Origin of the sequence: Pseudoduganella sp. R-31 (assembly GCF_049913235.1) — a bacterium.
Lineage (GTDB): Bacteria > Pseudomonadota > Gammaproteobacteria > Burkholderiales > Burkholderiaceae_D > Rugamonas.
On the sequence record NZ_CP183986.1, the window covers coordinates 2,587,999 to 2,600,966 of the forward strand.

A 12,968-nucleotide genomic window follows, 5' to 3' on the forward strand; every position below is an offset into this window, starting at 1 on the left:
CTTCTCCTCAATTCATCTTGCGGATGATCGCCGCCCAGCCGCCGCCCGGCGCCAGGCGCATCGTCAGGCGGCTGCCGCGGGTGACGCTGGCGCCGCCCTTCTGCACGTCGGTGGCGAAGACGCCGGCGTTCGGCCCATCTTCCATGCTGTCCAACTGGTAGCCGCCGTCGCCCAGGAAGGACAGGTCCAGCTCCAGGTCGCGGCCGTCGGCGCCGGTCATGGCGCCCACATACCAGGTATCGCCGCGGCGGCGCGCCATGGCGACGTAGCGGCCAAGCTCGGCGTGCAGCACGCGGCTTTCGTCCCATTCCACCGGCACCTGGCGGATGAACTCCAGCGAGGATGGGTTGGCGCGGTATTGCGAAGGGCTGTCGGCCAGCATTTGCAGCGGGCTTTCGTAGATCATGTACATCGCCAATTGGTGCGCGCGCGTGCCCTGGCTCATGGGGCGGTCGAAACTGGCGACGAAATCCTTGCGGTGCGCATTGTTCATGGCGCCCGGGGTGTAATCGACCGGGCCGGCGAACATGCGGATGAAGGGCAGGGTGACGTCGTGTTCCGGCGTCTGTTTGTCGCTCCACTTATTGTTTTCCAGGCCCTTTACGCCTTCGAAGGTCAGCACGTTGGGCCAGGTGCGCTGCAGGCCGCTGGGCTTGAAGCTGCCGTGGAAGTCCACCAGCAGGCGGCGCGCGGCGGCTTCGCGCGCCACGCGCTCGTAGTAGTTCACCATCCACTGGTCGGAGCGCTGCATGAAGTCGACCTTGATGCCGGCAGCGCCCCAGCGCGCGAACTGGTCCAGTGCCGCCGTCATCTGGGTGTCCAGCGTCTTCCACGACACCCACAGGATGATGCCGACGCCGCGCTGCCTGGCATATGCCATCAGTTCCGGCATGTCGATCTCCGGCTTGACGGCCAGCAGGTCGCCCAGCTTGTACCAGCCCTCGTCCATGATGATGTATTCGAGGCCGTTGTCGGCCGCGAAGTCGATGTAGTGGCGGTAGGTGCGGGTATCGAGTCCCGACTTGAAGGATACGCCATAGAGCTTGTTGCCGTTGTACCAGTCCCAGGCCACCTTGCCTGGCTTGATCCAGGCGGTCTCCTTCAGTTCTTGCGGCTCGGCCAGCAGATAGGGCATCTGGTTCAGCAGGAGGCCGCCGGCGTCGGCGGAAATACCCAGGATGCGCCACGGGAAGCTTCGCTTGCCAGCGGTGCGTGCGATGTAGGGTGCCTCCTGCGTGACCGGCACATTGCGGTCGTCGCGCGCCGTTTCGGCCAGCGCCACTTTCGGGAAGACGGCGCGCAGGCCCGCCGCTTCGCCGTGCAGGTACAGGCCGGGATAGTCGTGCAGGCCCGATTCGGTGAACACCAGGTGCACCCCGCCATCACGCACCAGGGCCGGCACGCCAACCAGCTTGCCGGCGGCGTCGCCTATGGTCAGCGCCTGGTAATAGTGCTCGTTGTGCGACTGCATCGACTTTTCCTGGGGCCAGTACAGGGTGTCCTGCGGCCGCAGCCTGACACCAGCCTGCTCGTCTTCCACCGTGACCTGGCCGGGCAGGGAGGTGTGGAAGCGGTAGGCGATGCCCTCGTTGTAGGCGCGCACTTCCAATGCATAGCCGCCGGCGAAGTCGAGCTGCAGGGAGTTGTAGTGGTCGCGCACTTCACGCGACTTCTGCGCGACCACCGGCCGCACGGTCGTATCGATGCTGCGGCGCTGCTGGCCGGCCAGGCGCGGCTTGTCGCCCAGCGTGCCAAGGCCGGCCAGGGTCATGCTGATTGGCGTGGGCAGCACCAGTTCGGTGCCGCGATGGCTGACGGCGAAGGCCAGGTGGCCGCCGGTATCTATCGTTACGAGCAACTGGCGGTCGGGGGAGCTGAGTTCGACGCGGGGCGCGGCGTGGCCGGCCAGCGGCGCGATCAGCAGCAGCGCACTGGCCAGGCAGCGCATAAGGGGCATATGGTTCAAGGCAGGTCTCCGGATATGGGTGTGCCGGTCCATGCTATGCGCATGCACCGGTACCGATCCAATGACTTTTTACGCGAGAGCTATGTCGTAGAGGTTATACGCCGCAGGCGTCGGCGCGGGCGCCGGCACAGCAGGGGGCGGCGCCGAAGCCTCGCGCCGGATCGCCTCCAGCAATAGTTCCGCGCCTGGCGACAACATGCTGTCGCGCCGGCGGATGATGCCGAAAGGGTCCATGCGGCAGTCCAGCTCCAGCGGCAGGATCGCCAGCAGCCCCAGTTCCCGAAGGCGCCGCGCCACATCCGCCGACATGACGTTCAGCGCATCGCTCATCTGCAGCATGCTGGTGATCAGCACAATCTCGCTGGTATCGACCACGTCGGCGGGCGGCTCCAGTCCAGCGTTGTGGAACAACTGGTCGAAACGCTGGCGCAGGATGCTGCCGGGCGGCGGCGTAATCCAGGGCGCATGCACCAGGTCCTGCAAGCCAAGGCCGTGGCGCACGGCCAAGGGGTGTCCAGCGCGAGCCACCACCACGACCGGCTCCGGCGCCAGCTCCTCGTACAGCAGTTCGGCGCAGTCGTGGAAACCTGTAAGGCGCGCCAGCAGGAAATCAAGCGTGCCCCGCTGCAGGCGCTCCAGCAGTTCGTTGCTGGACTCGACCTGCACGCCGATGCGCAGTTGCGGCACCTGCTGCTTGATGCGCGTGATGGCCCGCGGCAGCAAGCCCAGTGCCGGCGTCATGATGCTGCCCACGTCGACCTGGCCCGCCAGGCCGGCCTTGAGCGCCACGATATCCTCGTGCGCACGCGCCAGGCTGCTCAAGGCCATGCGTGCGTGGCGGATCATGCTTTCGCCGTAAATGGTGGGCAGCATGCCGCGTGGATGGCGTTCGAACAGCGCGATGCCGAGCATGTCTTCCAGTTCCTTGAGCTGCTTGGAAGCTGCCGGTTGCGTCATGCACAGGGTCTCCGCCGCGCGCAGGATATTGCCCGCGTCGTCGATGGCGATCAGCAGCAGGAGCTGGCGGGTCTTGAGCCGCGCGCGCAGGTACCAGTTCGGATTCGGAGCAGTCATTGCAGTGCCTTTCGGGTCGATTGGCGTTTTTAACATGTTCAAAATGGTATCGGTGTTGCCAATTTATCGATTGCGCGCATATCGTGGCCTCCTTTAACTTATTCAGCACAACGCGCCCCGTGGTAGACTGCGCCGTCCAATTGCCAATTTTCTAACGATGAAGATCCAGCAAAAACTGCGCTCAGTGAAAACCGCCCTGTCCGAACGCCGCGAAGTGCGCAAGCGCCTGCGCGGCCCCGCCCAACTGCGTTACGCCATCGCCGACTCGATCGGCATGCTCGACGCCCAGGCATGGAAAGGGCTCACGGCCCAAGCGGGCTTCTTCCTGTCCTACGATTACCTGCGGTCGCTGGAGACCGTGCTGCCGACCAACCTCGAGCCGCGCTATGCGCTGGTGTACGAGGATGAACAGCCGGTGGCCGCGCTCTATATGCAGCTGGCCGACATCAAGCTGGCCCAGGCCAGCAAGACTTCCTTCGGTGCGCTGGGCGAGAGCCTGGGCCAGCGCGTGCTCACCTGCGGCAACCTGCTCACCTTCGGCCAGCACGGCATCGCCATCGCCCCCGGCGTCGATCCGGAACTGGCCTGGCACGGGGTGGCCGAAGTGCTGTACCGCGTGCGGCAGGCCGAAAAGCTGGCCGGCTCGGCCAACTTCGTCATGATCAAGGACTTGCACGGACCGCAAGCGGAGGATGCCGCCTTCCTCAAGAACCTCAGCTACCGCTTCGTGGAAACGGAGCCGAACATGGTGCTGGCCCTCGGCGAAGACTGGAAAAGCTACGACGACTACCTGGCCAGCCTGGCCTCGAAGTACCGCGCCAACATCCGCAACGGCATCCTGAAGCCGATCGAGGCTGCGCAATGCACGGTGGAGCACTTTACCGGCATGGCCGCCATGCAGGACGAGATCCATGCCCTGTACAAGGCGGTGCAGGTGAACGCCGGCTTCCGTCCGTTCGAACTGCTGCCGGAGTACTTCCCGGCGCTGCAGCAGGCGGCAGGGGAGCGTTTCCGCTGCAGTGTGCTCAAGCGCGAAGGCAAGATGCTGGGGTTCCTGGTCACCATTGCCGACGGCGAGACCGCCATCGCCTTCCACATTGGCTTTGACCGCGCCGCCGCGGCCGACCTGCCGATCTACCTGCGCCTGCTGCACGCCGGCATTGCCGACGCCATTGGCCTGGGCTGCAAGCGCGTGTCCTTCGGCCGTACCGCGCTGGAGCCGAAAGCGGCGCTGGGCGCCCGACCGGAAACGTTCGGCGTCTTGATCCGCCACCGCCAGCCTTTGATGAACAAGGTGATCAAGCACCTGCTGCTGAACATCGACCACGATGAGGCGCCGGATCGCAGCCCGTTCAAGAAGGCCGAAGGCAAGGCTGCGTAACATCTGGTTACTTACGCGGTGCTAGGCGCGCGCCTCTAATCTGCTGAGCTCGGTTATCATGTCGACCTTTTGCACAGTCGGCAGCAGATGTAATGAAGTATGGCGTGATCAATTTATTAAAGGCTGTTGCAGCACAGCTAATTGTGTTGCACCACCTGGCGTTTTACGGCCCCATGGCCGACCACGTGCGGCTCATCCTGCCAGACCTGATCGACTGGCTGGGAGGCAGCGCGCGCATTGCCGTGCAAGTGTTCCTGGTGGTGGGCGGCTTCCTGGCCGCCAAATCACTGGCGCCGAGTGCGCAGCCGGTGATGGTCGACCCGCTGGGCGCCGTCTGGCGCCGTTACGCCAAGCTGGCGCCGCCTTTCATCGCCGCGACCCTGATTGCAGCGCTGGCGTCCGCGTTTGCCAGCCAGTGGATGGACCATCATTCGATTTCCGCCCCGGCGACAGTCGGCCAGTTGGCTGCGCACGCCGTGCTGGCACATGGCGTGCTCGGTTTCCCGTCCCTGTCGGCAGGCGCCTGGTACGTCGCCATTGATTTCCAGCTGTACGCCATGGTCGTGGCCATCCTGTGGCTGGCGGCCCGCATCAGCGGCCCGGTGCGCCGCGCCTGGCTGGTGCCAAGCCTGGTTGCCGTCGGCAGCGCGCTGTCGCTGCTGCACTTCAACCTGGACTCCGATTGGGACAATTGGGGGCAGTACTTCTTCGGCAGCTATAGCCTGGGCCTGGCCGCATGGTGGGCCGGCGATCCGCGACGCAAGACGCGCGGTGCAGTGCTGGTGCAGGCGGCGATTTTCCTGCCGGCCTTGCTGGCGCTGGCTGTGAACTTCCGCAGCCGCCTGGCGCTGGCCATCATGGTGGCGTGCGCGCTGGTGATCTTCGGCCGCATGCAGTTCAGCGGCGAAGGCCGCTTGCTGGCCGTGGTCAATTCACTGGCCCGCACCTCGTACTCGGTTTTCCTGATCCACTTCCCGGTCTGCCTGCTGGTGAATGCAGCCTTCACCCGCTTTGTGCCTGCCGATCCGGTGCTGCAAGGCGGCGGCATGCTGGCCGCCTGGGGCGCCAGCCTGGTTGCGGGCGCTGCTTTCCATCGCTGGATCGAAGTGCCGCTCGGACGCCTGCTGCAGCCTTCTTCCTCCACAGCCAGCGCTGCCCAGCGCGCGTAGGCTCGCTTACTCGAGCGACCAGACATACTCCATCACTAGCCATGAAGCGACGCGCTTGCCGTCCTGCTCGGCTGGTGTGAATTTGCTGGCGGCCACCGCCAGTAGCGCTGCGTTATCAAGCTCGCTGTAACCGCTCGATTTGAGCTTCCTGGCGCGCTTTACATTTCCTTCTTCATCAACCAGGAATGCGAGCCTGACGGAACCAGTCTCTTCGTAGCGCAATGAGGCGTGGGGCCAGGTTGGCCGGTTAAAGCTGGCGATGCTCGGGCGTGCCACTTTCTTGCCCGTTGCAGGATCCCTGGCGCCGGTGATCAGCTCAGGAAAAGCCGCTTCAACCTGGGCCAGCTTGGCCGCGTTCTGGTCGATCAGCGAGACGGCTTCATTGAAAACGGTTGCCGAATCACTTGCCTGTGCAGCCTTCAGGTATGCATCGCGCATGACGGTCGGGTTGCTTGCCCAGTTATATGCGACCAGCAGTGCCGCGACCGCATCGTCTTTCTGTCCCTTGCCCATGAAAACGGCAGCCAGGTCCGACCAGAACGGCGCGTAAGACGGTTGATGGCGGATGGCTTCCTTCGCTTCGCTCTCGGCGGCCTGGTACTGCTTTAGCTGCAAGTACTGCAGGGTGAGGGCGCGGCGGAACGCCGGCAACTGATCGTAGTCCTTGTTCGCATTTTGCAGAACCGCGGTCAGTGCGGTAGCAGGAGAGTCAATGCCTGTCGCTTCGGAGCCAATTCCCGGCCGGGTCTTCTGCCTGCTCTGTGTGTCTTGCCAGTTGGGGGCCAGGGAGGTCAAGTGCGCCATTTGCGCAAGCTCATTCGCATGTTCGCCCGCCCTGGCGCTTGCCAGCACACCTGCAATGCAGGCGTTTTGGTCCGGACACGCAGGACCTGCCAAGACGAGGCTCGGCGCCATTGCCGCACAAATGATCAAGAAGTGGCTGATTCGCATCGCTCTTAACATCTTTCCTGGAATATTGAGAAAGGCGCAATTATAGGCGCCTCAGTACGAGGCAACTAGGCATTCGGCCACGCCTGGTATATCGTGTAAGAAGCGCAGCTGTAGCTGGAGGCTGAATGTGGCGTTGGCATGCACTGGGAGTCCTGGCGCGAAAGTGGCTTTGGCTAGCCTTGGCCATAGGCTGCGCCGCGAGCGCGGCTGAGCCGGTCATGCCGGAGGTCCACGTCGGCATGGGTTTGCCCAAGCCGCCTTATGTCATGGAGTCAGGCATTGCAGGCCTGGACTACGACATCGCCAGACAAGCTTTGGCGTCCGGCGGCTATAAGCTGGTTGGACATATGCTTCCGCAGACCCGGGCGCTGGCGATGCTGCGCGCCGGCCAGCTCGATGGCCTGCTGTCCATCAGCGAAGGGATTGGCGGCCAGGACTACTTCACGGACAACTACATCGTCTACCAGAACGTCGCCACCACGCTCACCCGCCGCAACCTGAAGATCCAGCAGATTGAAGACCTGGCCAATTATTCAGTGGCAGCTTTCCAGAATGCGAGCATGGTGCTGGGCGACCGCTTCAGCCTTGTTGTCAGCGGCCATTCAGATTACAGGGAAGTGCCGGCCCAGATCACGCAGAACAAGCTTCTTTTCACAGGCCGGGTAGACGTCGTGGTGGGCGACCGCATGATCTTCCGCTACTTCTCGGAAAAGCTGGAGCCGCGAATCGATGCCAGGCAGCCTGTGACCTTCCACCGGATCTTCCCGGAAAGCCCGCGCAGGGCTGTCTTTCGCGACGTACGTGTACGCGATGCATTCAATACCGGCCTGAAAAACCTCCATGCCAACGGCACTTATGACGCACTGGTGAAGCAATACCTTGGCCCGCAGCCTTAGGAGAGCGAGAACTCTCGCAGGAAGCCATTGCGCCGGCCCATGCGCACCAGTGACGGCGGCGCACCAAGGTAGGTGGCGAACCTGGCGACCAATGCCTGCAAGGGGGCGCTTTCCATGTGCGCCTGCAAGGCTGCTGCATCGGCATAGTGTTCGAACACGATGATGCGGTTCTCGTTTTCCAGATCCGTGAGCACTTCATATTGCAGCGTACCGGGCTCGGTACGTGAATGTGCCACCAATTGATCGAGTGCGGCAAGCAGCTCCTGTTGGAATTGGGGATGGACGTCGAGTGTGGCAAGCAGGTACATGGCGGCTCCGGTGAATGAATGGAATCGCGAGTCTACGCAACCGGCCGCGATGGCGGATTGTAGAAATGGGACTTTTCGCGCAGGCCTGTGATGATTGCCTGCGGAGTGCTGCCGGTCAGTGCGCGCGTCTCGTGGATAAAGTGCGACTGGTCGAAATAGCCCATGCGCAATGCTGCATCGAGCGCAGGCAGGGAGGGGGTGAGCGCCAGCATGCGCATCGTATGACCCAGGCGGGCGACGCGGGCAAACTGCTTGGGGCCGAGGCCATAGGCATCGGTGAACTTGCGCTGGAAGTGGCGGCGGGTCCAGCCCGATAGTTCGGCCAGGGCATCAATGCTGGTGCCCGGCGCGTAATAGAGCTTATCGAGCAGGGAGTCCAGCCCGTGCCCGCTGCGGTCTTCATGCTTACCCAGGCGCGCCAGGAAGAACTGGTCGAGCGCAGCGGCGCGCGCGGCTGGGCCGTCGGCCTGCGCCAACTGGTCGGACAGGCGCTCAGCACCATCTTCCCAGACCGCTTGGGCCGGCCAGGCCTCGTCATGCAAACGGGACAGCGAGGCCGCGCAAAAATGCCGCAGGCTGCCTCCACGAAAGCGCACTGCGACGAACCCGAAAGCCCCATTTGCTTCGATGGCGATGGCGCGCGTGCGCAGGCAAAGCAGGACCGCCCGTGGCGACTCTTTGCCGTCCAAGAGATAAGGCGAGCTGTAATGAAATATGCACTCGGAACCGGTACCGGGCGGAAGCCGGGGCGGAAGGGGAGAATCGCCCTCCCAGCCCCAGTAGCGGTCGATAAACGGGCGCAATTGAGCGGTCGGGCGAAGATGCCAGCATTGTAGGAGCATGCCGGCGATGTTACCCGATTCCTGCCAACTGCTTAGCTGCCAATGGTGAGCGTCAAGGTAGCGGCACTGTAATTTGGCGTGACGTTGGCAAAGCCATCCACCGTAATGGTGGCGAACTTTCCCTTCAGGCTGGCGGCCGTGATGAGCGTCAGGACATCGCCGGCTTTAGGCTTGTAGCCGTTGGCGAACTTCACGTGCAGCGTTCCGCCGGCGATGGTGGCGGTAGATGCCACGGCCAGGCTGCCCTGGCTGCCTGAAGCGGCGCCAAGATCCAGCTCCAGGGTGGTGCTGCCGCTTAACTGGGTGTAGTTGCCGGCCAGTTTCAGCGCAGTCTGGGCGTTAGCCACCAGGGTTCCACCGCGTACGTACATGTCGCCTGTGCCGAATGCAGAGGCGGAGTCGCCTTGCAGGGTTCCTGCGGTCAGCTCGGTACCGCCACTCCAGGTATTTGCCCCGGCCAGTTTCAGCGTGCCTGTGCCTTGCTTGACCAGTTTGCCGTTGCCACTGATGTCGTTACGCCAACGATCTGCCGCGTTGAAGCCACCTTTGCTGGCATCCATCACGATGACGACGTTGCCGCTGAACGCCCCGTAGCCGTCGGCTGCGGCAAACAGGTTGATTCGGCCCCATCCCTCCGCATCATCCATCACTGGGTAGCCGGATGGCAGGGCGGTGGTTTTGAGCACGACGCGGCGCTGCGCATCGCTCAGGTAAGGCTGGCGCGTCTCCAGCAACACTTCGGCGCCTTTCGGTACAGCGGCGATGGCATTGGTCGCGGAGACAGGCGTGAAGCCATACGTGAGCCGGCGCAGGTAGTTGGCCTTGTTGGTCGCATAGTCGGCAAACCGGTCGTCGGCGAGCGTGCCCGATTGCGCGAACGTGGCAAAGGTATCGGCGTTGGTGCCGGTAGCCGCCATCAGTGTGGCGTGCGCCTGGGTGACGGCAGCGGCTTTCCTGGCCATGTTCGCAGGGTCCGCCAGATTCGCCGCGGCGCTGGCCTGGCCGAGGATACGGCCGCTCAAGACATCCAGCGGCGAATGCATGCCGGCCAGGATGCGCGATTCACCCAGCTCGAGGCCGCGGCTAAGCATTTCCTGGAAGCGCTCCGGCACCGCATACGCCATGGCGACAGCGTCGCGCACGGCTTCGGCTGAGTGGCCGCTGGTGAAACCGCCGTCGGTAGTCGGAGTGCTGCTCTTGGCCGGCACCAGTGTCGGCAGCACCTGCACGCTGCTGCTCCAGCGGTAGGGGCGGGCGTATTTGTAGAAACGCTTGGCCGGTTCGGTGGAAGCGTTGTTGCCGACCAGGTTGACAAGGTCGACCACGCTGCCGAAACGTTCATTGGCGCTGCCGGCAACGCCGGTGTTATTGCCGGTATCGTTATACAGCTTGCTGGTGGCGTCGCTGGCGACGGTGGTAATGCTGGTGACTTGCTGCGCCGCGCTGCGCCAGGCGTCGGTCAGTGGGCCCATGCCGTCGGTGACGCTGTAGCCTTTGCCGCGGCGGTCATCCAGGTAGGCCTGCACCGCTTGCACCGCGCTGCGGCTTGCGGTGGCTTTGACGACATAATCGATATTGGCCTGGTGCACAGCCGCGTTGACCACCTTGCCGTCCGGCGTGCCATCGTTAGGTACGCCGCTCCATGTTGAAGGGACCACCGCCGGGAAGCCATCAACAGCGGGCGCGCTGACGCCCGCATCGACTATTTCGGTCAGCGGTTTCCATACATCGAGAAAGCCACCCAGAACGCGTACGCCGGCATTGGTGGATAGCGTGGCATAGCGGGCGTCGCCGCGCTGGTTAGTGGCGATGGTGTCGACAAAAGCGGTCACGGTGGGAAGCGGCACCACTTCCGCCGCGCCCTGGTCGGCTGGCGCCGCCGGGATCACCAGCGGTTCGTCGGAGGAGGCGCCGCCGCAGGCGCTCAGGCCGAGCGTAATGCCCAGGGCCAGGAGGTTGCGACGCGAGGAAGGCTTTTGCATGTTGGTTACCGTGCGTTAGTTGAAAACGCACAAAGGTAAAGAGGGCTTGTGACATATCGATTACCCGGGGCCGCTGAAAAGCCTGATGATGAAAATGTCATCGCATGATATCGAAATCGATATTGCTAAAACTTCTTTTCAATTCGATAAAGTGTTATCTTGCGGCCTGGATTCCCTCATTACCCGCACCTGCCTCAAAGATGATCAGACATTTTCTTATTCCAGTTGCCGCGCTATGGAGCAGCGTGGTATTTGCCGCAGCTGTCAACCCGCTCACCGTCGATATTGGCACGGACGATGCCCGCCGCTTTGCAAACCTGATGAAGGACAATGCCGTGCCGACGGCCGAAGTCCTGCAACGTGAATACCTGGATCGCGCCGGCCCAGGCGTCAAGATTTTCACCCCAATGCGCATTGTCAACGCCGAGCGCCTGGCGCGCAACGTTGCGTCCAAACCTGACACCTATCGCTATGCCATCAGGGAATGCCTGCCACGCCTTCCAGCGTTGCGAAGCGACCTCAGAGCGATCTACCTCGCCTTTTCAGGCTTGCTTCCCGAGCGTCCGCTTCCTGCAATCGAGGTCGTGTTCGGCGCGTTGAATTCAGGAGGAACAGCCAGTTCGGACACGCAGGTAATTGGCCTCGAGGTGACCTGCCCGCCGGGCACAACCCCCGAACAGTTCCGTACCAGGATGCGCGGCTTCTTCGCGCACGAAACAGTCCACACCTGGCAGGAGGCGGAAACACCGCAGGCCCTCGCCGATCCACTGTTAAGCCAAGCCTTGAGGGAGGGCGTTGCCGATTACCTCGCAAATTTGGTCACCGGCGAAATACCCGAACCCGAGCGCGATGCGTGGGCACGCCAGCGCGAGTCGTGGTTGTGGGAAGAGTTCAAGCACGATCGCCAGTTTATGCAGTCCGACAGCGATAGTTTGCGCAAACCTGGCGCCAGCCCACGATTCAAGCGTTGGTTCGCTAACTACGGCAGCGCTCCGGAAGGCTGGCCGAGCGAGGCGGGCTATTGGATCGGCATGCGCATTGCCGAAGCTTACGTGAACCGCGCCTCCGACAAGCAGGCGGCGATCCGAAAACTTGTTGAACTCGAAGATCCTGCTGCCATCCTGGAGGCAAGCGGTTATAAGAATTAACCCTGCCGGCCAGAGACGTTATTTACCACTTCGGTATTGGGTGGCTGTGGGACTTGTCCCATTCATCAAAACTTGTGGGAACGTCGGGCTCTCCGTCCGACTTTGGTATGACGGCCAATTCTGGTTCCTCGCGCGGTTCGTGCGTGTACGCATCCAGTTTCGTCACGGTGCCCTTGATTTGATCTTTGTCGATCTTGCCCGAGAACGTTAGCTGGACGCGTGCCTCGCGCTCCTTGTCGCCCACAAATTCGGAGCCGTCCGAATACTTTGCCTTGAACGAGATGGTCTTTTGTTCTTCATTGTAGATAACGTCATAGATGGACGCTTGCGATGGTTCCAATGAACCGTCGGCGATACCAATGGCGCCAAAGACGACATTGCCTTGCTTGTACAGATCCAGGCTATAGCCGGAATTGGCGTGGGGCTCGTCGGTGTCGCTGTATTCCATGCTGAAGTAGGTGCCAATCACTGTCACAGGCCCGGCAGGAGTGCTTGCAGGTTTTGCGTTGGCCGTCACCGACGGCTGGACCGCCTTGGTGTCTGAAGCGGGCTGGCCGGCGGTCGAATAGCTGTAGATGCCAGCGGCCAGTGCCGCGAACACGGCGCCGGTTGCAGCGACAAGTGCGAATGTTTTTTTCATGAGTTTCCGATGTGGTCCCGGCAATTCGGCAGTGGGCGGGCATGTTATCAGAATGGCCGCATTGCAAATTGCGCAAAAAGTCACAAGATCGCTTGCCGCTTCAAGAACTCTTAATCCGTTGGTGTCCGGGATCATTAAGGAAACTGTTGTCGGGTATGGACTACGGCAAGAATTTCTATTGCAGTCGCGCTAACACGATAAACGACAAGGTAGTTTGGGTGAACAACCATTTCGTGGGTGTCGGCTACGCGTCCCAATCGGTATATGTATGGGTGTAGCGGGAGCTGCGAAACAGCGCGATCGATTTTGTTGTACAGATCAGTTGCGGCTTGCAGGTTGCGCTCTGCAATGTAGGCAAGAATCGTCGCCAGATCGGCTTGCGCTTCAGCTCGCCATTGAATCGGAAGCATTGATGTCACGCTTCGCTTCGATAATCTTGCGGAGTGCAGCCATTACTTCTTCGTGGGGGGCGGGGAGACACCGATCGTCAAGCGACTTCTGTACTTTTGTCCGAAACCAAATATCGTAGGCTTCGGCTTCTTCAGCCGTTGCGAACTCGGACTCGGTCGGGAGGGGGGAGGCAGACATGATTTGGGAATTATACGGCAGAA

General features: G+C 62.3%; 13 protein-coding genes. 4 read left to right on the plus strand and 9 right to left on the minus strand.

Annotation, left to right across the window (positions count from 1 at the left end):
- Positions 1-7: 7 nt before the first annotated feature.
- Both ACN9MY_RS11790 and ACN9MY_RS11795 read right to left on the minus strand, forming a co-directional pair.
- Positions 8-1,957 (minus strand): glycoside hydrolase family 97 protein, encoded by a 1,950-nt coding sequence (locus ACN9MY_RS11790; protein ID WP_426337634.1) that lies wholly within the window; start codon positions 1,955-1,957, stop codon positions 8-10.
- Positions 1,958-2,035: 78 nt separating this feature from the next.
- Positions 2,036-3,040, minus strand: a complete 1,005-nt coding sequence (locus ACN9MY_RS11795) for a LysR family transcriptional regulator (RefSeq protein WP_426170843.1) — start codon at positions 3,038-3,040, stop codon at positions 2,036-2,038.
- Positions 3,041-3,197: 157 nt separating this feature from the next.
- Between ACN9MY_RS11795 and ACN9MY_RS11800 the strand changes: the two genes are divergently transcribed.
- Together ACN9MY_RS11800 and ACN9MY_RS11805 are read left to right on the plus strand one after the other, a co-directional pair.
- Complete coding sequence (locus tag ACN9MY_RS11800; RefSeq protein ID WP_426337383.1) at positions 3,198-4,421, plus strand: GNAT family N-acetyltransferase; 1,224 nt, start codon at positions 3,198-3,200, stop codon at positions 4,419-4,421.
- A 104-nt stretch (positions 4,422-4,525) separates the two neighbouring features.
- On the plus strand, positions 4,526-5,590 hold the full coding sequence (locus ACN9MY_RS11805; protein ID WP_426337384.1) for an acyltransferase family protein: 1,065 nt from the start codon (positions 4,526-4,528) through the stop codon (positions 5,588-5,590).
- Between the two features lie 6 nt (positions 5,591-5,596).
- Here the strand turns inward: ACN9MY_RS11805 and ACN9MY_RS11810 are convergent, their stop codons facing one another.
- Positions 5,597-6,553 (minus strand): TonB family protein, encoded by a 957-nt coding sequence (locus tag ACN9MY_RS11810; RefSeq protein WP_426337385.1) that lies wholly within the window; start codon positions 6,551-6,553, stop codon positions 5,597-5,599.
- Positions 6,554-6,759: 206 nt separating this feature from the next.
- Between ACN9MY_RS11810 and ACN9MY_RS11815 the strand changes: the two genes are divergently transcribed.
- Positions 6,760-7,437 carry a substrate-binding periplasmic protein gene (locus tag ACN9MY_RS11815; RefSeq protein WP_426170848.1) on the plus strand — a complete coding sequence of 226 codons (678 nt, stop codon included), beginning with the start codon at positions 6,760-6,762 and terminating at the stop codon, positions 7,435-7,437.
- Here the strand turns inward: ACN9MY_RS11815 and ACN9MY_RS11820 are convergent.
- The 3 genes from ACN9MY_RS11820 to ACN9MY_RS11830 are packed head-to-tail and all read right to left on the minus strand — an operon-like array spanning position 7,434 to position 10,569.
- Entirely contained in the window at positions 7,434-7,745 is a 312-nt protein-coding gene (locus ACN9MY_RS11820) for a putative quinol monooxygenase (RefSeq protein WP_426170850.1), read from the minus strand. The genes ACN9MY_RS11815 and ACN9MY_RS11820 overlap by 4 nt on opposite strands.
- 32 nt (positions 7,746-7,777) lie before the next feature.
- Positions 7,778-8,587, minus strand: a complete 810-nt coding sequence (locus tag ACN9MY_RS11825) for a helix-turn-helix domain-containing protein (RefSeq protein WP_426170851.1) — start codon at positions 8,585-8,587, stop codon at positions 7,778-7,780.
- Positions 8,588-8,619: 32 nt separating this feature from the next.
- Complete coding sequence (locus tag ACN9MY_RS11830; protein ID WP_426337386.1) at positions 8,620-10,569, minus strand: phosphatase PAP2 family protein; 1,950 nt, start codon at positions 10,567-10,569, stop codon at positions 8,620-8,622.
- 104 nt (positions 10,570-10,673) lie between these two features.
- On the opposite strand from ACN9MY_RS11830, the gene ACN9MY_RS11835 reads away from it, so the two are divergent.
- On the plus strand, positions 10,674-11,717 hold the full coding sequence (locus ACN9MY_RS11835) for a hypothetical protein (protein WP_426337387.1): 1,044 nt from the start codon (positions 10,674-10,676) through the stop codon (positions 11,715-11,717).
- A 22-nt stretch (positions 11,718-11,739) separates the two neighbouring features.
- Here the strand turns inward: ACN9MY_RS11835 and ACN9MY_RS11840 are convergent, their stop codons facing one another.
- From ACN9MY_RS11840 to ACN9MY_RS11850, 3 genes are all read right to left on the minus strand, one after another.
- Positions 11,740-12,357, minus strand: coding sequence for a hypothetical protein (locus ACN9MY_RS11840; RefSeq protein ID WP_426170857.1), 618 nt, complete (start codon positions 12,355-12,357; stop codon positions 11,740-11,742).
- 134 nt (positions 12,358-12,491) lie between these two features.
- Complete coding sequence (locus ACN9MY_RS11845; protein WP_426170858.1) at positions 12,492-12,767, minus strand: type II toxin-antitoxin system RelE/ParE family toxin; 276 nt, start codon at positions 12,765-12,767, stop codon at positions 12,492-12,494.
- On the minus strand, positions 12,742-12,945 hold the full coding sequence (locus tag ACN9MY_RS11850) for a stability determinant (RefSeq protein ID WP_426170860.1): 204 nt from the start codon (positions 12,943-12,945) through the stop codon (positions 12,742-12,744). Before ACN9MY_RS11850 ends, ACN9MY_RS11845 begins: the two co-directional genes overlap by 26 nt.
- Between the last annotated feature and the right edge of the window lie 23 nt (positions 12,946-12,968).